The sequence below is a fragment of the Chryseobacterium sp. MMS23-Vi53 genome, assembly GCF_047651245.1.
Taxonomy (GTDB): Bacteria; Bacteroidota; Bacteroidia; order Flavobacteriales; family Weeksellaceae; genus Chryseobacterium.
Genome location: NZ_CP180265.1, coordinates 51,920 through 73,290, shown reverse-complemented (window position 1 = coordinate 73,290; position 21,371 = coordinate 51,920). Strand labels below are relative to the sequence as shown.

The 21,371-nt window shown below is 33.5% G+C and carries 23 protein-coding genes; 12 read left to right on the top strand and 11 right to left on the bottom strand.

From position 1 onward, the window contains the following. Window positions 1-195 precede the first annotated feature (195 nt). A complete protein-coding gene (locus tag ACKX2A_RS00345; RefSeq protein ID WP_415327034.1) occupies window positions 196-957 on the bottom strand; it encodes a response regulator transcription factor in 762 nt (253 codons plus the stop codon). An 83-nt stretch (window positions 958-1,040) separates the two neighbouring features. Here ACKX2A_RS00345 and ACKX2A_RS00340 point away from each other — a divergent pair, with 83 nt between their 5' ends. Next, window positions 1,041-1,688: a DUF1349 domain-containing protein gene (locus ACKX2A_RS00340; protein WP_415327033.1), complete on the top strand. Its 648-nt coding sequence runs from the start codon at window positions 1,041-1,043 to the stop codon at window positions 1,686-1,688. 85 nt (window positions 1,689-1,773) lie between these two features. On the opposite strand, the gene ACKX2A_RS00335 is transcribed toward ACKX2A_RS00340, so the two are convergent. After that, window positions 1,774-1,992: a hypothetical protein gene (locus tag ACKX2A_RS00335; protein ID WP_415327032.1), complete on the bottom strand. Its 219-nt coding sequence runs from the start codon at window positions 1,990-1,992 to the stop codon at window positions 1,774-1,776. A gap of 660 nt (window positions 1,993-2,652) precedes the next feature. On the opposite strand from ACKX2A_RS00335, the gene ACKX2A_RS00330 reads away from it, so the two are divergent. Further along, complete coding sequence (locus ACKX2A_RS00330; protein WP_415327031.1) at window positions 2,653-2,982, top strand: hypothetical protein; 330 nt, start codon at window positions 2,653-2,655, stop codon at window positions 2,980-2,982. On the opposite strand, the gene ACKX2A_RS00325 is transcribed toward ACKX2A_RS00330, so the two are convergent. After that, window positions 2,968-4,551 carry a Na+/H+ antiporter gene (locus ACKX2A_RS00325; RefSeq protein WP_415327030.1) on the bottom strand — a complete coding sequence of 528 codons (1,584 nt, stop codon included), beginning with the start codon at window positions 4,549-4,551 and terminating at the stop codon, window positions 2,968-2,970. The genes ACKX2A_RS00330 and ACKX2A_RS00325 overlap by 15 nt on opposite strands. A gap of 256 nt (window positions 4,552-4,807) precedes the next feature. Here ACKX2A_RS00325 and ACKX2A_RS00320 point away from each other — a divergent pair, with 256 nt between their 5' ends. Together ACKX2A_RS00320 and ACKX2A_RS00315 are read left to right on the top strand one after the other, a co-directional pair. Further along, window positions 4,808-6,001 carry an MFS transporter gene (locus tag ACKX2A_RS00320; RefSeq protein ID WP_415327029.1) on the top strand — a complete coding sequence of 398 codons (1,194 nt, stop codon included), beginning with the start codon at window positions 4,808-4,810 and terminating at the stop codon, window positions 5,999-6,001. 238 nt (window positions 6,002-6,239) lie between these two features. Beyond that, window positions 6,240-6,656 carry a hypothetical protein gene (locus tag ACKX2A_RS00315; RefSeq protein ID WP_415327028.1) on the top strand — a complete coding sequence of 139 codons (417 nt, stop codon included), beginning with the start codon at window positions 6,240-6,242 and terminating at the stop codon, window positions 6,654-6,656. A 76-nt stretch (window positions 6,657-6,732) separates the two neighbouring features. On the opposite strand, the gene ACKX2A_RS00310 is transcribed toward ACKX2A_RS00315, so the two are convergent. The 4 genes from ACKX2A_RS00310 to ACKX2A_RS00295 all read right to left on the bottom strand — a co-directional run bounded on the left by ACKX2A_RS00310 (window position 6,733) and on the right by ACKX2A_RS00295 (window position 9,946). Beyond that, window positions 6,733-7,152, bottom strand: a complete 420-nt coding sequence (locus ACKX2A_RS00310) for a hypothetical protein (RefSeq protein ID WP_415327027.1) — start codon at window positions 7,150-7,152, stop codon at window positions 6,733-6,735. Between the two features lie 9 nt (window positions 7,153-7,161). Further along, a complete protein-coding gene (locus ACKX2A_RS00305) occupies window positions 7,162-7,878 on the bottom strand; it encodes a hypothetical protein (RefSeq protein ID WP_415327026.1) in 717 nt (238 codons plus the stop codon). 296 nt (window positions 7,879-8,174) lie between these two features. Beyond that, window positions 8,175-9,245, bottom strand: coding sequence for an alkene reductase (locus ACKX2A_RS00300; protein WP_415327025.1), 1,071 nt, complete (start codon window positions 9,243-9,245; stop codon window positions 8,175-8,177). Between the two features lie 116 nt (window positions 9,246-9,361). Continuing rightward, window positions 9,362-9,946, bottom strand: a complete 585-nt coding sequence (locus ACKX2A_RS00295; protein WP_415327024.1) for an NAD(P)H-dependent oxidoreductase — start codon at window positions 9,944-9,946, stop codon at window positions 9,362-9,364. A gap of 229 nt (window positions 9,947-10,175) precedes the next feature. On the opposite strand from ACKX2A_RS00295, the gene ACKX2A_RS00290 reads away from it, so the two are divergent. Beyond that, the gene (locus ACKX2A_RS00290; protein WP_415327023.1) at window positions 10,176-10,649 is read left to right on the top strand and encodes a Dps family protein; all 474 of its coding nucleotides are present in this window, start codon (window positions 10,176-10,178) and stop codon (window positions 10,647-10,649) included. 68 nt (window positions 10,650-10,717) lie between these two features. Next, window positions 10,718-11,413: a LytR/AlgR family response regulator transcription factor gene (locus tag ACKX2A_RS00285; protein WP_415327022.1), complete on the top strand. Its 696-nt coding sequence runs from the start codon at window positions 10,718-10,720 to the stop codon at window positions 11,411-11,413. Window positions 11,414-11,441: 28 nt separating this feature from the next. On the opposite strand, the gene ACKX2A_RS00280 is transcribed toward ACKX2A_RS00285, so the two are convergent. Continuing rightward, window positions 11,442-11,579 (bottom strand): hypothetical protein, encoded by a 138-nt coding sequence (locus ACKX2A_RS00280; RefSeq protein ID WP_415327021.1) that lies wholly within the window; start codon window positions 11,577-11,579, stop codon window positions 11,442-11,444. A gap of 109 nt (window positions 11,580-11,688) precedes the next feature. Between ACKX2A_RS00280 and ACKX2A_RS00275 the strand changes: the two genes are divergently transcribed. Beyond that, on the top strand, window positions 11,689-13,881 hold the full coding sequence (locus ACKX2A_RS00275; protein ID WP_415327020.1) for an ATP-binding protein: 2,193 nt from the start codon (window positions 11,689-11,691) through the stop codon (window positions 13,879-13,881). Between the two features lie 18 nt (window positions 13,882-13,899). Then, on the top strand, window positions 13,900-14,448 hold the full coding sequence (locus ACKX2A_RS00270; RefSeq protein ID WP_415327019.1) for an antibiotic biosynthesis monooxygenase: 549 nt from the start codon (window positions 13,900-13,902) through the stop codon (window positions 14,446-14,448). Window positions 14,449-14,520: 72 nt separating this feature from the next. Here the strand turns inward: ACKX2A_RS00270 and ACKX2A_RS00265 are convergent, their stop codons facing one another. Continuing rightward, complete coding sequence (locus ACKX2A_RS00265; RefSeq protein ID WP_415327018.1) at window positions 14,521-14,991, bottom strand: hypothetical protein; 471 nt, start codon at window positions 14,989-14,991, stop codon at window positions 14,521-14,523. A 392-nt stretch (window positions 14,992-15,383) separates the two neighbouring features. Between ACKX2A_RS00265 and ACKX2A_RS00260 the strand changes: the two genes are divergently transcribed. The 3 genes from ACKX2A_RS00260 (at window position 15,384) to ACKX2A_RS00250 (ending at window position 18,113) form a co-directional block, all read left to right on the top strand. Next, window positions 15,384-15,941: a hypothetical protein gene (locus tag ACKX2A_RS00260; RefSeq protein WP_415327017.1), complete on the top strand. Its 558-nt coding sequence runs from the start codon at window positions 15,384-15,386 to the stop codon at window positions 15,939-15,941. Window positions 15,942-15,979: 38 nt separating this feature from the next. Next, window positions 15,980-17,026, top strand: a complete 1,047-nt coding sequence (locus ACKX2A_RS00255) for a cupin domain-containing protein (RefSeq protein ID WP_415327016.1) — start codon at window positions 15,980-15,982, stop codon at window positions 17,024-17,026. A 265-nt stretch (window positions 17,027-17,291) separates the two neighbouring features. Next, window positions 17,292-18,113: an alpha/beta fold hydrolase gene (locus ACKX2A_RS00250; protein WP_415327015.1), complete on the top strand. Its 822-nt coding sequence runs from the start codon at window positions 17,292-17,294 to the stop codon at window positions 18,111-18,113. Between the two features lie 126 nt (window positions 18,114-18,239). On the opposite strand, the gene ACKX2A_RS00245 is transcribed toward ACKX2A_RS00250, so the two are convergent. Together ACKX2A_RS00245 and ACKX2A_RS00240 are read right to left on the bottom strand one after the other, a co-directional pair. Further along, complete coding sequence (locus ACKX2A_RS00245; RefSeq protein ID WP_415327014.1) at window positions 18,240-19,034, bottom strand: Cof-type HAD-IIB family hydrolase; 795 nt, start codon at window positions 19,032-19,034, stop codon at window positions 18,240-18,242. Between the two features lie 287 nt (window positions 19,035-19,321). Further along, window positions 19,322-20,194 carry an AraC family transcriptional regulator gene (locus ACKX2A_RS00240; protein ID WP_415327013.1) on the bottom strand — a complete coding sequence of 291 codons (873 nt, stop codon included), beginning with the start codon at window positions 20,192-20,194 and terminating at the stop codon, window positions 19,322-19,324. Window positions 20,195-20,354: 160 nt separating this feature from the next. Between ACKX2A_RS00240 and ACKX2A_RS00235 the strand changes: the two genes are divergently transcribed. Further along, window positions 20,355-20,951: a hypothetical protein gene (locus ACKX2A_RS00235; RefSeq protein WP_415327012.1), complete on the top strand. Its 597-nt coding sequence runs from the start codon at window positions 20,355-20,357 to the stop codon at window positions 20,949-20,951. The last annotated feature ends 420 nt before the right edge of the window (window positions 20,952-21,371 follow it).

The window sequence follows — 21,371 nt, the reverse complement described above, 5'->3', positions numbered from 1 at the left end:
ACAAATATAAGATTATTTCGAGTAGAATTCCGCTTATTTACTAAGAAAATTTGTTATGTGTGAAATATTTTTATTAAAAAGTCTTAAATTAGGGATATATCCACAATAGATTTTATTAATTCTGAATAAAAATTTAACTGTTAAATTCTATGCAAAGTATTAAAAATTAAATATTTAATTAACTTTTTTGAGACATTAAGGAGCCTTTGCCAAGCTATCGTTAATTGCTTTAATAGAATTTTTTACATTTAGTTTCTCTAAGATATTTTGTCGATGTCTGCTTACCGTGTTGATACTTATTGATAAAAAATGGGCAATTTCTTTGCTGGTAAAACCCTCTCCGACTAACTTCAAAATCTCTAATTCTCTTTGTGAGAGGATGTTTTTGTAATTTAATTTATCTTCTACAATCACCTCGCCTTTTGTGGAGTTAATGATTAAAAAATCCGAAGATAAAAATTGAGACTGTTCCAAAGCAATATTATAAAGACAAAGCGCAAATCGCAGTTTTCCGTTGAAAGGCGAATAAAAATAGAACATTCGATGCTGAATAAACTTGTAAACATCATCTTTATCTTTGATTTTCATTCTCGATAGAACACTGAAATCGCTGCGTTCTTCCGGCTGTAAGGAATCTAAAAATTTAAAAAACCTTAATTCATGAATATACTTTTTAAGTTTATCATCCGGATGAATTTTCTTTAAAATTTCCTCTTCCCAAATAGAATCAATTACGGTAGGATTTTCCTTAAAATTTAACCCCAATTCCAAAGCCGTTTTGGAAGTAAAAACAAAACTTTTGTTGAGCTGCATATCACTCAGCACAGCAATAGAATTTTCCATCTGCGAATAAGAAAAGGCAATATTCTTATAAACTTCAATATCTAACTGACAAGCTTTATTTTGTCCAGAATTCTTGTGAAGCAACGTCTGGTTCAGTGTTTCTACTATTTCCATAAAAAATGGTTATTTATAAGTATTGATGAAACTCTTTATTAATTTTAATTTTGCTAAAATAATAATTTAGCCCCATATCATCAATGAAGAGAATATTTTTAAGTTTTTGTGCTTTATTTATCATTAATAAAAGTATTGCACAGACATTGGATAAAATGTCGTGGTTCAATGAGCCGGAAAAATGGGAAATCAAAAACAACAGTTTATCGATGTTTGTAACACCTCAAAGCGATTATTGGAGGATTTCACACTACGGATTTACAGTAGATGATGCCCCATTTTTATATACAACTTACGGTGGAGAATTTGAAGCGAAAGTAAAGATCAAAGGCGATTACAAAGTAAGATTCGATCAAATGGGATTGATGCTGAGAATCGACAAAGAAAATTACATAAAAGCCGGAATCGAATTTGTAGACGGAAAATATAATTTAAGTACCGTTGTAACACATCACACCAGCGATTGGAGTGTGATTACTTTAGATAAAATACCATCTGAAGTTTGGATAAAGGCTGTAAGAAAGCTGGATGCCATCGAAGTTTTCTATTCTTTTGATGATAAGAATTATGTAATGATGCGAAATGCCCATCTTCAGGACAATTCTCCTGTGATGGTCGGTTTAATGGCCGCCTGTCCGGACGGAAAAGGCTTCAATGCAAGTTTTGAAAATTTCAAAGTGAAGCATTTACCCGACGAGCGCCGTCTTCAATGGCTGGAAAACCACAAATAATTTGATTGAGTTAAAAAAATTCAATAAATGAGTCAATTTTGACCTCTCAGGAATGGGAGGTCTTTTTTATTTGATTACTATAAAATCAACATTTTCGAAAACTTTTCAATAAAATAATTTCGGAAACTTTTTCATCAGTAAAAGTAAGCGAGAGAATAATTTTTTTACCAATCCATGTTTTACCAATTTCGTAAGTCCATGTTTTGCTTTTAAAATAGTTGAAATTATTAAATGAATCTCCTACTTCTCTCATAATTTCACGACGGGTTTTACCCATCAGATGATTATAATTTTCTTTTGTCATATTGTGCGTTTCGCATTTATTAACAAAAATGAGACCAAAAGTGGAAATTATTTATCTAACAGCCAACATAAATTGATTATTTAGAGGAATTTAAAATTGTATTTGAAAAATTTTATTAAATCTAAATTAAAATCAATTTGACCTAATATTATCATTAACCCTAATTGAAACGGCATCCTTTTGAGTTGCGAAGCGGAGCAAAAGATATAGTGGAAAGCAACAAAAAGCTCCTAAAAAAGAACGATAAAAAGATAGAAATTAAACTTAATTTTTTGAAGTCGTGCAATCAATAACAAGCAATTTTAAAAATGTTATTTATGAAATAATACCAACCAGATACCACAAAAATATCAACAATAAATCTTATTTAGAGATAAATATTACATTTTAAAAGCATTTTATTACAAATTTTCGTTTTTTTAAAACTTATGTATATATTTGGTTAGATTTTTGAAGTTAAAATTTTAAAGAGAAAATAACTCAACAAATTATTTTTTACACCACACACATAAATATTAATATCATGGAACCTGTAACCTATACTTCAGTACGAAAATTGATCTTCTTGTTGAAGAAGTCTTTTTCAATTCCCGTCCGTTGATTCTTCCTAATCATTTATAGTGTTTAAAACCATTTCTACGAACCTTAAAATTTACCGTCATGATTTTTGAAGATGAGCATTCTGTAATGCAGGACAATCACAACTTGTCGTTTGTGAAAAATATAATTAATTTCCATGGAGATAAATCTTTCATTCTTAACTCTTTACAAAAAATAAAGAATAATACTTTATGTAAAATAAAGAGAAAAGCAATCAATAAACTAATCAAAGATTACACACTTCATTTGAATTATATCGAAAATGAGGATATTAATTCGAAGCCGGAAAACTATGAACTTTCTCCTGTTTACGCGAGACAATCGTACAATAAGGTGGTAAAAGAAGACGAATATCTGCAAAAATTGCTGTCTTTTTTAATGAACCAATAAAATTCTTTCTTCCTCCAGATCAATCTTCATGAGGTGTTTTCTGATAAGATCTTCATCGAAATGCTGGTTTTTATCATGATTCTGCTCGATAAGCCAAGCTCTCTGATGATTCAGCAGATCCAGATAAGCCTTTTTGATCTCGGGGGAAAGTTTTATATCTGACTCTTCGTTTATTTTTCCTTTCCATTTTTCATGAATTTGATGTAAAAACGGACTTTTTTCAAGCATTTCACTGTAATTTTTAGAAAGATGTTCCAAAGTCAGCTTTGCCATTTCCCTACGAATCAGATCTTCGGCTTCGTCATCCGGTAAATGATCGTTATAAGAAGGCATATGCATTTTTTTGATTAAATAAGGTAATGTCATTCCCTGAATTACTAAAGTCGTTAAAATCACAATAAATGTTATAAATAAAACTAAATTTCTTTGAGGGAAATCAGGACCGCCTTCATACATTTTTACCGGAATTGATAAAGCTGCAGCCAAAGAAACTACGCCTCTCATCCCCGTCCATCCCAATAAAACAGGTGCTTTCCAGCCCGGACTTCTCTTATCTGCAACGGGAATATAGTTTCGTGCAATTAATGTTACAATCACTGCTCCGTAAGCGGAAATTATTCGCACAATGACTAAAACAGCTGTAATTAATAAACCGTAGCCTATCGCTGCAAAAATACTCACACCTTCCAAATCGGAAGTAATTTCAGGAAGATCGAGACCTATTAAGATAAAAACCAATCCGTTGAGTACAAAAGCCAGACTTTCCCAAACATTAATTCCTCTCAACCGTGAGGAAGTACTTAAAAAATTGTGCCTATTATTCGATAACAACAAACCGCCACTTACCACCGCCAAAACCCCAGAGCTGTGGACTTCTTCTGCAGCGATGTACATTACGTAAGGCGCAACAATCGTTAAAATCGTGTCCATATTCGCATCTGTCGGTAAAATTTTTTGCCCTTTCATGAAAAGCCAACCGACTAAAACGCCTACACCTACTCCACCGATTACCATCCACGAAAAGCTTAAAACTGCTTCATGCCAAATAAATTGCCCCGTCGCCACAGCAATCATTGCAAAACGGAAAATTATTAATGAAGATGCGTCATTCAGTAAACTTTCTCCTTCCAAAATCGACGACATTCTTTTGGGAACCTTTACAAATTTCAGAATAGCTCCAGCACTCACTGCATCGGGCGGAGATACGATTCCTCCCAACAAAAATCCAAGCGCCAAAGAAAATCCGGGAATGAAATGATTGGCTACAAAAGCCACAGTTGTTGCTGTGAGAAAGACAACTACAAATGCAAAACTTCCTATGATTCTTCGCCATTTCCACAATTCTTTCCATGAAATTGACCAGGCTGCTTCATATAATAAAGGTGGAAGAAAAATGATAAAAATAAGTTCGGGATCAATCCTTATCATTGGAATATTGGGAATAAAACTGATCAGAAGTCCCGCAATAACAAGCAAAACAGGATAGGCGACTTTAATTTTGTTTGCCACCATAATCAGTAAAACGATTGCAACAATCAATGATAAGTAAAATGGAAAATCTTCGATCATTTGTAAGGGGATTTACGGTTACAATTTAATAAAATTTTTGAATAATCATTTTCGGTGAAAAATGTATTTTTGCTTGATTATCTATTCAGAAAAACTTGTTAAGGCTTAAGATAAAAATCAATCTAAAGTTATATTTTTCATCATCGGTTTTAGCGATCAACATTATCAAAATAAAGCGTTTTACGGATTTAAAAAATTTCAGGAACTTTGCATTATCAAAAAATTTAGTGAAAAAATCTTCTGAATTTTTAAAATCATGGATACAGGCGAAAAAGCAGACAGACAAAGTAAACGTTTTCAATTGATTAAAATTTGTATTTTCCTTTCCGGACTTTCTGTTTTTGCGCAGCTTTATCTTTTTCAGCCTTTGCTTCCAATGATTGCAGAGCATTTTAAAACAATGGTCGGTGACAGTTCGCTTTTGGTTTCATCGGCAACAATCGGGATGGCTTGCGGATTATTCTTTTTCGCTTTTAAGGCAGATAGTTTTTCAAGGAAAAATTTAATGGTATTTTCACTGATTTCGTCGGCAATACTAACGATTGTTTCAACTTGGATTCCGAGTTTGACACTCCTTATTGCAATCGGTGTTTTGAAAGGATTTGTAATTTCAGGCGTTTCTGCGGTGGCTTTAGCATATCTTACCGAAGAAGTTCAGCTTTCGGTTGTTGCGTTGGCAATCAGTATGTATCTAAGCGGAAATACGATTGGCGGGATGAGCGGAAGAATTTTGGCGACCATATTGGCTGGTGAATTTGGATGGCGAAATGCTGTTCTGATTATCGGAATTGAAAGTTTATTATTAGGTTTAATTTTCTGGAAACTCTTCCCAAGGTCAAAATTTTTCAATCCACAAAAAACTGATTATCATCTGAAAATGAAGCAAATGAAAAGATTTTTAACCGATTCTTATATGCTTCGTTTATATTTTATTGCTTCATTAATCATTGGAGCTTTTGTAAGCGTTTATAATTACCTGACTTTCAGATTAGAATATGAACCATTTTCATTAAGTCATTTTTTTATTGCCTTTATATTTTTAATGTACACTTTCGGAGTTTTCGGAACGATGATAACGAGTCGATTGTCTGTAAGATTTGAGAAAAAACACATTCTTAAAGGTTCAATTATATTAATGTTGATCGGGACTTTATTATTAATTTCTGAAAATATTTACATCGTCATTTTCGGTCTTGGAGTATTTACGCTTTCATTTTTTGCGGCACATACGATGGCAAGTCAGATGACAGCGCTTCGTGCAAAGGAGGGAAAATCTTCTGCGACTTCTATTTATTGGCTTTTTTACTATTTTGGATCAAGTATTTTGGGAAGCGGGACAGGATATATTCTTCATGCCACTTCATGGAATGTTTTTATATTAATTTTAATTTTAGCTATTTTAATTTCTTATATACTAACTATCGACAGAAAATCCTTAACTGCAAAATAATTGTCTCTTAAAAATATTTCAGATACCACAAAAATACCACATTTTTAACCTTTTAAAATTTCGTTTAAAATCTGTTTAAATTCATTTTCAGTGAACTATAAAGGGTTTACGTGAAAAACTTTAACCAGAATTAACAATAGTTTAAAATATAATTCACCGCATAAGGCATAGTATTTGCAACCTTTCTATTACCAAATAAAACTCACTTTACTTAATAATAACCTTAACACAAAGTATTATGAACGTTGCAGATCTAAAAATTAAAAATTTAGTGGAATATAAAAATCAGATTTATAATATTACTGAAATATTCCAAAATGATGAAAAAGATTATTTTGTAAAAATTGAGAATGATGTTCATGGGTTTTCAGTTCCCGCAAAATCAATAAAACCTATCCAAATCACAGAAGAATGGTTAGAAAAATTCGGATTTTCAAGAACTTACAGCTCTGAACAGCGTATACGATACGAAAGACCGGAATCATTCATCAAATATGATTTTGACTTAGATTCAAAGAAAATTCTGGAAGGATTAAAAATTTATGGAAATACCATTAAATGTAAATATATCCACGAATTTCAGAATATTTTTTCTTGTTTGTTCGGCAAAGAACCGGCATCTTTAAATTATAGTTTAGTGAACACCGAATCTTAATTATAGTATATTTTTTCAAAAAAAGCCACAATTTATCGATTGTGGCTTTTTCTTATTTCAAATTTTAGATTGTACTTTATTCAATATCATGATATTTCCAAATTCCGGAAATAGTAAGCAAAGTTAATCCCGGTTGCTTTTCTCCATAACTAAAAACACAAATATATTTTGAATGACAAGATGTGCAATCTGTTCCGAAATACAAAGTGGGTAAATTATTTACCGTCAATTCTCCAAAATGAAGTAAATTTTCCGAAGTTTTAGAAACGATTTTATTTCTTAATAACTCATTTTTACATAAAAATTTTTCTTCATTATATAATTGAAAAATTGGGAAACCAGATTCATAAGGTGTAATTTGAACGCTATTTTCATGATCACAATTACAACATTTGAATTTTACTTCTGCTGATGGTTCGACCTCATCATTGCTGAAAATATTTTTTTCAACAGAAGCCTGATTGTCAATGTTTATTTTTCTTGAAATTGAATACATCTAAATTATTTATTGTTGAATAACCACACCAACTGCTCCAGGATAATTTCCACTTGGATTCTTTTTGATGGTTACTTTAATATACCCTTCCTGAGCCAGTTTGTTCCATGTTTTTTGATAACCCGTTGCAGGATCGATCGGGATTTTCCACATTGTTTGTTTTCCACGACCAACTTGACCAAACCAAGGAATAATATCCGCAGTTTGTCCTTTGAAAGTTAATAAATTATTTAAAACTTCAATTTCATAATAAAAATCATAAGAATTTTCTGGTTGATTCAATGCTCTTTGCCCGAAAGTGTAAACGTATCCGTTAATGATCGGGCTTGTAAAACTTCCGCCCAGAGTTGGCGCTCCCGTCCCGCTGTAAGTTCCGATTGCACCGCTGTATCGGTCGTATTTTTGCCCCATCGTAATTGGCGTATCATCTACAATATTAAATCCTCCATTTGCAGGCGGCCATTTTCCATTTAAATTATTGCTTACAAATAAAGTTTCCAGTTCACTCCATTTTCCTTTTTTATAAAGGTCATAAATCTGATCTCTCATTGTCTGACTTACACTGTTTGAAGGATCGTAAGTCGCAGCCAATTCTGTTGCATTTTTGTAGAATACGGTCGTTACTTCACTCGGTTGTTCATCGATAAATTCATCCCTATCTGAGCTACAAGCTACAGAAAATAAGGCAATGTTTACCAATAGAATGTACTTGAATAAATTTTTCATAGTTATTATTTTAGTTTATTAAAAAATTATGATTTAAAATTGAATCATGACGAGATATCTTGCCATGAAAAATCTGTAGCGAATCTGATATCCGCTTCCGATAAACAGTACAATTGAAGAGAATTCTTCGGAGGATAAAATTAAATTAAAATTTTCAATTATTTGTGAATTTTTTAATATTGAATTATTAAAAAAAATTTTTGTCTAATATAAATTATCAAGAAAAAAATAAACCCTTCAGAAAATCTGAAGAGCTTAAAATAATCAATTTAATTGCTATAAACTTTCCAATCGGTTTATCCGTGAGAGCCTAAGCCGTAATGAAGATCGCGATTAGGAGGAGTAAGTTCCCAATTATTCTGCAAACGTTCAACTAAATCCGGATTTGAGATAAACGGTTCTCCAAAACCTGCAATATCAATAGTACCTGCATTGATAAGATCTTCAGATTTATCTTTATTCATGCTTCCTGCAAGAATAATCACACCATCATACCAAGTACGAAAACGTTCTAAAAATCCTTCGGGTAAAGCATGACTTCCTTTCGATTGTTGATCCATCAAATGGATATAAGCGATGTTTCTTTTTCCGATTTCTTTGGCTAAATATTGATAAGTTTCTTCGATTTCGTCATAATGCGGAAGTTCATTCAGTCCACCATAAGGAGTTAATCTTACTCCAACTTTTTCATTTCCAACTACAGCGATCACAGCATCTAGTGTTTCAAGTAAAAATCTTGAGCGATTTTCGATGCTTCCGCCGTATTCGTCGGTACGATTATTTACGAAAGGATTTAGAAATTGTTCGATCAAATATCCATTTGCTCCATGAAGCTCTACCCCATCGAAACCAGCATCCATAGCGTTTTTTGCAGCATTTACAAAGTCATTTACAACACCTTTCACTTCATCTGTTGAAAGCGCTCTTGGCTTTGAAGAAATTACAAATCCTTCTTTTCCATTTTCGTCGTATCCCCAAGCGTAAGAATTGGCCGCTTGAATATCCGATGGTCCGACAGGTGCAATTCCGTTGGGCTGAATTGAAGTATGAGAAACTCTTCCCACGTGCCATAACTGTGTGAAAATGAGACTACCATTTTCTTTTACGGTTTTTGTTACTTTTTTCCAGCCTTCCACTTGCTCTTTTGTGTACAAACCGGGAATGTGTAAAACGCCTTTTGCCGTTTCGGAAATTGCTGTTCCCTCAGTAATAATCAGTCCTGCACCAGAACGTTGTGAGTAATATAAAGCGTTTTGTTCGTTGGGAATTCCGTCAGCATTTCTCGCTCTTGTCATAGGAGCCATTGAAATTCTGTTTTTTAATTTTAAAAATCCAATTTCTGCTTTTTCAAAAATATTAGTTGTCATAATTTTTTTATTTTTAATTGTTATTTTTCTTTTTGTTGAGACAAAGTTAGTTCAGCGTAAAGCCTTAGGAGAAGGATTAAAATCACTAAAAAAGTGTGATTGAAATCACTTTGATTTTATTTAAACTTTTTGCCTAAATCCATTACTTTTTTTATCCAGTTTTGTCTTTGCTTATCGGTAGATTTTCTCATGAAACCAAATGTTGAAAATTTTATCGGATCAAATCCAACATATCCGAAGACTATTTTCTTTAGAATTTGATAAAGAGATGCTCTATAAATAAGGTAAAACCACCATTTTGGAGTATCCATTGTTACTAAAAGGCGAAGACTTTTTCCCTTTAATAATTTTTCTGGGAAAATCTTTCCTGAATGATGTTTAAATGCAAAATCGGGAAGAAAAATCCTGTCGATAAACCCTTTTGTAATTGCAGGCATAGATCCCCACCAATTCGGAAAAGCGATTACAACATGATCTGCCCATTTGATGAGTTTTTGAGATTTAATTAAATCATCCTCAAGAGTCATGGTTTCGCCGTTTTTGTAACCGTCTGAAAGATTTACGTCAAAATCAAGGTCTGAGATGTAAATTGTTTTTACCGTTGCCCCTTCACTTTCTGCTCCTTTTCTATAGGCATCAAGCAAAGCATTATTGAACGAATTTTTTGAAGGATGCCCAAGAATTAATAATATATTTTTCATTGTAATACGTTTTTTAAATTTTGTACTACAAAGTTGCGTCGGAAAGAAAAGGGATGCGTGACACAAATGTGTCAAAATGTTTTTGATAAAAGAAAAATTAAAATCTAATCTGTTGCCCACTTCACCGACTCATTTTGCCCATTCATCGAAAACTCATCTCAAAAAGCCTTATTCTTCCTGAACTTTATATCAGAAAACAACACAATTATTAATTTAAATAAGAAACATCATGAAAGCAAAAATTGGTATTACAGAAAAAAACACCGATGCGGTGGCAGAAGAATTAGCAAAATTATTGGCAGACGAATTTGTTTTATATGTAAAAACAAGAAACGCACACTGGAACGTCACAGGCGACAATTTTCATGCAATGCACATCTTTTTCGAAAATCAATACAATCAGCTAGATGAGATGATCGACAGCGTTGCAGAACGTATGAGAAAAATCGGACACTACGCTCCTGCAACCCTAAAATCTTATCTTGAATTGACGCATCTTACCGAATACAGCGACAGAACAAACGACGGATTAGGCTACATGAAAGATCTGTTGAGCGACCACGAAAGCATCATCGAATTTCTTCGCGGAAACATCACTCCTTTTGCCGAAAAATATAAAGATTTCGGAACGAGTGATTTTATTACAGGCTTGATGGAAACCCATGAAGAAATGGCATGGATGATCCGTTCATACTTCAGATAACTCAAATTTCAAAGCAAAAAAATAAGAAAGTAATAAGTATATTTGTATAAAATCATAAATATACCCCCATGAAAGCCCTAATCGTTGATGACAATGATATCGCAAGAACCACCCTTGCGCATCTCGCAAAGCAAATTCCGGGACTTACCATTGTCAGCGAATTTTGTAATGCTATCGATGCCTACAATCATTTGCAAAACAATCCGGTAGACCTCATTTTTCTGGATATCGAAATGCCTGAAATGACAGGAATTGAATTAACGAAAAACCTTTCTGGTAAAGACACCATCATTATTTTCACCTCTTCCAAAAAAGAATATGCTTTGGAAGCCTTTGAACTGAATATCGCAGATTATTTGCTTAAGCCTTTTACTCCTGCGAGATTTTTGCAGGCGATGAGCAAAGCGCAGACAATTTTCGATAGCAAAAAGGAAAATATACAGATCAGTAAAGATGAATTTCTCTTCGTGCGAGATTCCAATATCACGCGACGTTTGAAGCTGGATGACATTTTTTATGCCGAAGCAATGGGAGATTACGTAAAGTTTTACACCAAAGAAAAAACATTTGTGATTCACGGAACGATGAAGGCTGCGGAAGAACGTCTTCCAAAGGAAAATTTCATCAGAGTTCATCGTTCGTATATCATTTCGATAGGGAAAATCGACACGTTGCAGGATGGCGGAATTATGATTAACGGAAAATTTATTCCCGTTGCAGATGCCTACAGAAAGGCACTTAACATAAGAATGAATGTTTTTTAATATTGCCTGATTTATTATTTGGGCAGCTTTATCCGTCTTCCGTTCCCGCTTTTTTATCTTCCCTTTCAGTCCAGATAAAAAGAGCTCCACTCAAGCCGGACTGCAGATTCAGTGCAAAAGAAACATCTACATAAAAACAATGCTTTGTAATTCCGTAGGAATCCAAACTTATTTTTTTAGATATTCCATCTTAAATCATTGCTTAGATTCCTATCGAATGATAAATTTTATGTTATAAAAGTACATATTCAATTATGAAAAAAATAACCTCAATAATGGGAAACAAACGATTCAGTTATTTCATAGTCCTCACATTCATTGCAGGTACGATATTATTGATTGCTGTACAGATTAATTCAGCTAAAAATACAAAAGAACTCATCCAAAATAACAATACTCTTCTCAACGAACTGCGATCCAGCAATCATTTACGAGAGATAGACCGCGATATTTTGGGTGTTGAAAGTAGGATCCGAGCTTCCATCGCAACCAATGATACGACACATTTGGAAGGTATCGATCAGAAAATCAATCAGATTGAAAACTTTCTAGATTCTCTTTCCAAAGACAATGCAGATGCCGAAGAAGAACGCCTGATTCATAGACTCAGCGTTTTGGCTATGGAAAAGAAAACAACTAAGGAAAAATTGCTTCATCGCTATCTTTCTTTGGGGAATATGGATGATAATACTTCCATTGCCAATCCTCGTGCAAGACAGATTTCCAATGAAATTACAACCATTACAGCAAAAATTTACGAAAGTCGAAGATTACACATGGTCGATCTCAGTAAACAAAGCGAGGAAATGGGAAGAAAAGCCAGAATTTATGACATGTCTCTGTTGATTTTATTGATTTTGAGTGGTGCAGTTGTTGGCTATCATATTTTAAGACAATTCAGAAGACAACAATTATTGATTGAAGAATTGAACGTTGCAGAGAAAAAAGCATCAGTTGCAGCGCAGACAAAAGAAAATTTTCTCGCCAACATGAGCCACGAAATTCGAACTCCTTTGAGTGGAATTTTAGGCTTCACCAATTTATTACAAAAGAGAACTTTGGATGCAACTTCAACGGAATATGTTTCCTCAATTCAGCGCTCGGGAGAGAATTTAATGACGATTATTAATGATATTTTAGATCTGTCAAAAATTGAAGCCGGGATGATGAGAATCACTCCTGGAATATTCAGTATCAATGGATTAATTAATTCTGTGGAAACTCTTTTTCTGGAAAGAGCGAAGGAGAAAAGACTTACTATTTCCAGCAAAGTTGATTCTACAATTCCCGATACTTTGAATGGTGATGCAACACGATTGACACAAATTTTGGTCAACCTCATCGGAAATGCCATTAAATTTACCCATCAGGGAAGCATTATTATTGAAGTTTACAATAAAAAACAAACTGAAAATGATGTAACTATTGGTTTTAAAGTTTCAGACACCGGAATTGGAATTAATAAGGAAAAACTAGATGAAGTTTTTGAAAGATTTAATCAGGGTGAAGATTCCATTACCCGAAATTATGGAGGAACCGGTTTGGGATTATCGATTGTGAAAAAATTGATTCTTCTTCAAAACGGTGATATCGAGGTAACGAGCGAACAAGGAAAAGGAACTACGTTTCATTTCTACATTCCTTACATTATTTCAAAAGAACAATTAACGACGATTTCTACCGTAGATACTTATTATTTTAAAGATAAGTCTAATGCGCCTTTACGAGTTCTTGTGGTCGATGATAATGCAATTAATCAAAGTTTGATGAAGCATTTACTCCTTCAATGGAATATCGATTTTGATATAGTTTCAAACGGTTTGGAAGCGGTTGATTATCTTAAAAATAACAATTCGGATTTGGTTTTAATGGATATTCAGATGCCGCAAATGGATGGTTATGCAGCGACTCAGCAAATTCGTGAGGTTCTGCAACTTGATATTCCGATTATTGCGATGACAGCTCATGCTTTAGCAGGAGAAAGAGAAAAATGCCTGAGTCGCGGTATGAATGAATATATTTCGAAACCGATTAAAGAAGAAGAACTTTTTAAACTAATTTCGAATTTTGGATTAAAAAAATCCGATGAATTAACGACAAAAATTACAGAAGAAGAACCTATTTATCAAATCATTGATCTTTCTTACATGCAGTCGATAAGCGGTGGCGACAAAAGTTTTGAACAGATTGTTACCCAACAGTTTATCGATAATATCCCTCAACATATCGAACAGCTAACATCAGCATATGAGAAACAGGATTTCACAATTGTAAAATTAAGAGCGCACGACTTGAAATCTAGTGTTGCAATCATGGGATTATTGCCATTATTACAGGAAAAATTAGATATTCTTGAATTAACTAAAGATGAAAATCTAATATCAAAAGAGACTTTAGAACAACTCAATGAAGTTATTTTAAAAGCAGTTTCTGAAGCTAAATTATTTTTAAAATCTATCATTAATTAATCAAAAACAAATATCATTATGGAAAATCAAGGTGCATCTGTAGTGATTACCCATCACATTTTGGATGGAAAACAGCAGAAATACGAAAAATGGCTCGATGAAATTGTTCCCACCACAAAACAATCCAAAGGCTTTATCGATTGGCAAATTATAAGACCTATTCAAGATTTAACCTTTGTTTATACAGTTATTATAAGATTTGACACGATTGAAAATCTTAAAAACTGGATGGAATCCGACGACAGAAAAAAACTGATCGAAAAAGCCAATCCTTTGTTCAGAAAAAATGACAATTATAAAATAAAATCCGGTCTGGATTTTCTATTTGAAAACGAAAATGAAACAAAAGTTCCCGTTCGATGGAAACAGTTTTTGGTAACTTGGTCGGCAATTTATCCTTTATCGTTATTGATTCCTCTATTAATTTTGCCTCTTTTAAGATTGTTAAAAATACCTGTCAATCATTATTTTGACGGACTTCTAATCTCCTGCTGTATTGTTTTCCTAATGGTTTTTGTGGTAATGCCAAATTATACTAAACTTATTAGAAAATGGCTTTTTAAATAATTTAATCTTTACAAGAATCTTAGAGCCTGTTTAAGTTTTATTTCCGAATGAAATTTAAACAGGCTCTACTAATTAACGCACAAGAAGCCAAATTCCTACACCAATACTCGCATAAGCAACAACAGTTATAATATCTGCGATTGGTTGTGAGAAGCGTTTTTCAGCAATTTTCTCAGCATTGATCTGGTTTTTATGGAATTTCAAAGTTATTTTGGAATTACGAACCGGGTGAGCAACCAGGCTATCACCTTCCCAACGGTCAACGATTACTTTGTAAGACTTACCATCAACATCAATTTTAACATTTTTATTCGCCGCAAGCTTTTCCTGAACATTAATCGGAGCAGGTACTTGTTGCGGATTCATGTTTTTGGGATCAGCCTTTATATCTCTTGCCTGCATAGGATTATTATTGGCAAGAGCCGGACTATTTTTGCCTCCTTGTTTATTATCAATTGTAGGATCTACAGGTTTTTTAACCTGATATGTGTAGCAACTCACAAGAGTAAATGATATGATGATGAGATAAAGATTCTTTCGCATTAGCCAAATTTAAGAATTAAACGGAATATTCTGCATTTTCTTTTGAAAGATCTTGTTTTTAATTTGATTTTTTTGGAGCTATTTCCCGCTTTTCATTACAATCTTTTTTTGCAAAAAAGGATTTTCATTGCAATCGGGGCTAGGTGGCAGCCGGTCATAAGAAATCCAGAAAATATTTACAAAGTTTGTTATTCTTTCAAAATCATACAAATTTTATGGCTCAAAGCTTCGAGGTTTTTGAAATTTTGAAGCATTATTTTTTACTCCCAATGATTTTTTCTTTTATCCAACGATACTTTCTGCCTGTTCATCGAATATCAAATGATTTTGAAACGGGTTGATTGTAGCTTTACATCATTAAATAATACAAACAGCTTAAATCAAAAAACATTATGGAAATCCTACAAACTTCAGAAAATGCATTATCTCATTCAAGTGTAACTGCGATTATCAATGCACCAATCGAAAAAGTAAATATTGCCGATTGGTTGCTTAATCTTCCCGATGCAGAATATCAGCGTTGCTCTACTCAGCACATCGGAGCGGCGATTTCTACCACTTTCGATGGTGAGCCGGTTTCATTAAATGTAGAAACAATCGGCGATGCTTTAATGGTACAACACTATATCGCGACTGTTTATCGTCCGGATTATTGCAGAATGCTTTCGATTTCGGATTCAATTACCAAAAACGGAAGAACAAAAGTTCAGGTTTTATGGGAACTGAAAGCTACAAAAATTGATGACAATACAACTTTGTACACCAACGAAATTCACGCAACAGCAACACCTGAAATGTTCGAATACATGAAAGAACACGGAATCGATCTTGCAAGTGCAGCCGCCTCAAGACAAGCTGCTTCGGATGCTCACAACCACGAAGAAACACCAAACTTTGCAAAAAGTATCGAAAATAAAGCATTGACGGGAAAGTATAATCAACCTTTTTAGTAAAAAATTAAATTATTTATCACCACTAAAAAAATATTATGAACACCGAATCTTTACGTTTTAAATACGAATTAGAAAAAAAAGAACCCCGCACCAACGATGGTGGAACAACAAGAGGAGCATCTGTAACAGATTTTCCAGCCTCAATAGGCATTGCGGGAGTTTCCATGAGATTGCAGCCGGGAAGTATGCGCGAACTTCATTGGCACGCAAATGCAGCAGAATGGGCTTATGTGATTTCTGGGACGGTACGCACAACAATTATTCATCCTGACGGACACAGTTATACAGATAATTTTGAGTCGGGAGACGTCTGGTATTTTCCAAAAGGTTACGGACACTCGATTCAGGCGACCGGAACGGAAGAAAGTCATTTTATTTTAATTTTTGATAATGGAAATTTCTCAGAAGATCATACATTCAGTGTTACCGATTTTGTTTCTTGCATGCCTCCGGAAATTGTTGCTCAGAATTTAGGTTTAACTTTAGAAGAAGTTTCAAAATTACCTCAAAAAGAAGCCTATTTTGCAAAAGGTATCGTTCCAGACGAACTGTCTTTCAATGCAACAGCACGTCCCGAAGAGTCTGATATTGAACTTACCAACCTTCACCGTTATCCTTTACACTCTCAACAACCGAGAATCATTCCCGGAGGTGGTTTGCAAAGATTGGTGACAAGCAAAGAATTCCCGATCAGCAAAACAATGGCAGGTTCTATTTTGGAATTGCAACCTGGAGCTTTGAGAGAAATGCATTGGCATCCCAACGCAGATGAATGGCAATATTATATTTCCGGACAGGCTGAAATGTCGGTTTTCCTTGCGGAAGGCACTGTTGTAACTGAGCAATTCAATGCCGGAGATGTTGGCTATGTTCCGATGGGAGCCGGACATTATATTAAAAATACAGGAAACACGGTTTGTAAAGTTTTGATTGGATTTAATAGCGGAATTTACGAATCTATTGATTTAAGTGAATGGTTGGCTGGAAATCCAAAAGACGTTGTGGTGACTAATTTTGGTCTTTCCGAAGGTGAAATTGAGAAATTTCCGGCGAAAAAAATTTTCATTCAACCTGAAAAATAACGGTTTTGTTTTGGAAGCAATTGTAGTGGCTTTTATTATTTCTCTTACAGGTAATTGGATTTTACCTTCTCTTATATCATATTATTAAACAGCCGATTATTAATACAAGTTTTAAAATTAAAAATTATTTTGAATTAACTTTTATTAAATCGAACGAAATTAAACTAGATTAATGTCGGAGGAATCTATCTAGTCTACATTTGCTAAAGAATTCAAACAGAAAAATATCAATTAAAATAATAACAAACATTAAAAATTTAAAACAATGAGTACACTAAAATTACAAGACGGAACAGAAATTTTCTACAAAGATCAAGGAGAAGGACCAGTATTAATGTTTCACCATGGATGGCCTTTATCATCCGACGATTGGGATGCACAGGTGATTTTCTTCTTACAAAAAGGATACAGAGTGATTGCACATGACAGAAGAGGCCATGGTCGCTCAAGCCAAAATATTTACGGACATAATATTGAACAATATGCAGCAGATGCAGCAGAATTGGTTAAATTTCTTGATTTGAAAGACGTTGTTCACATCGGTCACTCAACAGGCGGTGGTGAAGTGATTCGTTACGTCAACAAATATGCAAACGGAAGAGCTAAAAAAGCAGTTTTAATAAGTGCCGTTCCACCAATAATGGTGAAGAATGAAAGCAATCCGGATGGAGTTCCAATGGAGGTTTTCGACAATATCAGAGATCAGACTTTAAATAACAGACAGCAGTTTTATATTGACTTAACTGTTCCTTTTTATGGTTACAACAGAGAAGGCGCAAATGTGAAAGAAGGTATACAAAGAAACTGGTGGAGACAAGGTATGATGGGCGGAATTGTGGCTCATTATGAAGGAATTAAAGCGTTTTCTGAGACAGATTTCAGAGAAGATTTACAAGCGGTTGATATTCCGGTTTTGGTTCTTCATGGTGAAGATGACCAAATTGTTCCTTACGAAAACGCAGGTGTAAAATCTGCTAAGTTATTGAAAAACGGAAAGTTAATCACATATCCAGGTTTTCCTCACGGAATGCCGACTACGGAAGCAGAGACAATTAATAAAGATATTTTGGAGTTTATCCAGTCGTAACAGATAATTACATACTATATTACAAGGTGAATCCCAAAAGATTCACCTTTTTGTTTGACCTTTAACAATCTTTAATTATGTGATTATTTCTTTTGAATTAAATTCACATAAAGATCATTCCAACCTTTAATTTAAATAATCTTTAATTGTTTTCAGTACGCCAAAATTATCGTTGGTACAAGCTTCAAAACTTGCGGCAGCTTTTACAGAAGGATGGGCGTTTTTCATGGCATAGGAATATTTTGCATTTTTCAACATTTCGATATCATTCATGTAGTCTCCAAATGCCATCGTTTGTTCGGGAGAAATCCCAAGAGATTTTTGAAGGATTTCTAAAGCATTTCCTTTATTGATGTTTTTATTCATGATGTCCAGCCAATATTGTCCGGAAACTACGACTTCTAGGTCATATTTTTCGAAGTCTTTTAGAATTGGATACAAATTTTCTTCGGAACCTTGCGCATGATAAACTGCTATTTTAAATATACTGTCATCAACACCCAATGTAAGGTCTTCTCTCCTTTCGTTATCGGTATAAAATTGTGAAATATAATCGATAAAACCCTGATTATCCGTTTCATAATAGGCTTTCTTCTTTCCAGACAAAACTGCCGTCGCACCGGGAATTCTACGAATTGTTGTAATAATTTCCGCTATATATTTTTGATCTAACTGATCTACAAAAAGTTCTTTGTTCTGATATTTAACATATCCCCCATTTTCAGCGATGAAAGCCATTTCGTTTTCAATATCACCGAAATATTTTGTAATCCCCATCATCTGTCTTCCGCTTGCAGGAACAAACAGGATATTTCTTCTTTTAAGTTCGTTGTAAATGCCCATAAATTCAGGACTTATCTCGTGATGTGAGTTGAGAAAAGTTCCGTCCATATCGGTTACGATCATTTTAATATTTTCCATATTGTTGTTTTCTGAAAATGAATTTATCCAGTAATTCCAAGTGTAAAATTAGTAAACTCATCATTAAATTTTCTATTATTGATTATTTTTGTGATTTTTTATGATATTTTTTTGTCGTTTCTTGATAATTCCTCCAAATATTGTTTTTTCGGCGAATTCCTAGCCCCTATTGAAACGACATCCTTTTTGGTTGCGGGTGGAGCATAAACTGAAAGTTTACGAACGAATGTTCAGGAACCCGTAACCAAAAAGATACAGTGGAAAGCGGTGATTAAGCTCCTAAAAAATTATTCTATAAAAAAATTGAACTCTTTTCTATACTGCGACGGACTTTTTTGAATGTATTCTTTAAATGTTTTATTGAAATAACTAAAATTATTAAACCCAGATTCGAAACAAACCTCGGTGATGCTCAAAGGCTTTTCTGCAAGGAGCTTCAGCGAATGAGTAATCCTGTATTCGTTGACGAATTGAGTGAATGTTTTGTTCGTAATTTTCTTGAAATAACGGCAAAAAGACGGCACTTTCATATTCGCTAAATCCGCAATTTCTTCCAAAGTTATCTGTTCCTTAAAATGATCCTTTACATAATTGAAAATCAGATTGATTCTTTCATTATCTTCTACCTGAGTCTGGAGGTAATATTTTCCGGCATTTAAAATCCTGTAATCCTGTGTGGCAGCCAATGTATCGAGGATTTCCAGGAACTTGACAAGCCTTTCCAATGAAGAAGATTCGTGCATTTCTACAATCTTTTTCCCGATCGTTTTTTTTACATTTTCCGAAAAAACAATTCCAGCTTTTGACTTTTCCAGCAAAGCGGCAATTCTTTGCATTTCAGGCAATTCCCAAATATTTTCACCTAAAAAGTCCGGTTTGAATTGGATCACCATTTCGTAATCATTATTGGTGTTTTCGTTGGTCATTCCGCAGTGCGGGAGATTGCTTCCCATCATTACAAGATCGCCGTCCGTAAAATAGGAAATATTGCTTCCGATCTGCCTTTTTCCGGAACCTCCGCACACAAAAATAAGCTCAACTTCGGGATGATAATGCCAAACATGCGACTTTATATTTTCATTCCGAAGAAACTTCAAACTCGTGAAACTGCTTCCAATATTGGGTTTTACAGCTTCAAAGGCAGGATGTGAATGTTTCATTTTATTCAAAATAATTCATGTACAAAATTAACAAATAATATTTAATTATTTAATTAAAAGGTTAAAATAGCACATAAATATGAAAATTATATTATAGATTAAGAATGATATCCGTCATACATTTGCAATATAAATAACTGATAACAAAAACTTTATCATTATGACTAAATTATTAAAATCCGCTTTCCTTGTGGGATTCCTTTTAATCTCAGCAAGTTTGATGAGTAAAGACAGAGATTTTGCTCTATCTTTTGGAACTGCAACAGCAAAAACTGTAAATTTTGAAGTACTTAATGCAAAAAATATATCTTTAGTAATTTATAATGATACTTACGGAGAATTATTTTCTGAAAAAACAGGTAATGAAGAATCTGTAACTAAATCTTATAATCTGGAAAATCTAGCTGCGGGAACTTATTTCCTTGTTGCTGAATCTGATCAGAAGATTGAAAAGTATAAAATCAATATAAGCAATGACAATACTTTACAGATCGAAAAAACTCCTTTTTCTGAAATAAATAAACCTGAATATACCATTTCCGGAAATATGGTTAAGCTTCATCTTTCGGGTGTAAAAAACAGTGCAACTATTTCTGTAACCGATCTTGCTGAAAATATTTATTACAATGCAACAAAAAAAGCATCTAACGGTGATCTTGATCTTACATTTGACCTTAACCTGAAAACAGCTGATAAATACATCATCACTGTTGAGGAAGGAGGAAATGTTTTTAACAAAATCATCACTCTTAATTAAAATTTATATAGTTTCTTATATAGTTTCCGTATTTATATCGGAATAAAATTTTACGTACAATTAGTTTTTTAAAGGCAACTACTCTTTTTAACACAAAGAATAGTTGCCTTTTTTATTTTTAGGATAAGGTTTTATTTTAAATTGTTATTCCTAAGAATGCATGAAAGAGCATTCAGTTGACGGAAGTATATGAAAAAAATTTTAATTTTTATAAAAAATGTGGTATGTAATCGGAAATTAAGTATTTTTACTGAAAGTACTGATTGGTTATTTACACTACCCAAAATATACTTTTTCCTTTGTTACTTTGAAAAGCATAATGATATTATTATATCTATTTTGCAACAACATACTTGATTGTACCGGCGACGAGTATTTTAGATTAAAAAAACTATTCATTTGAATTGGCAGATAAGAATC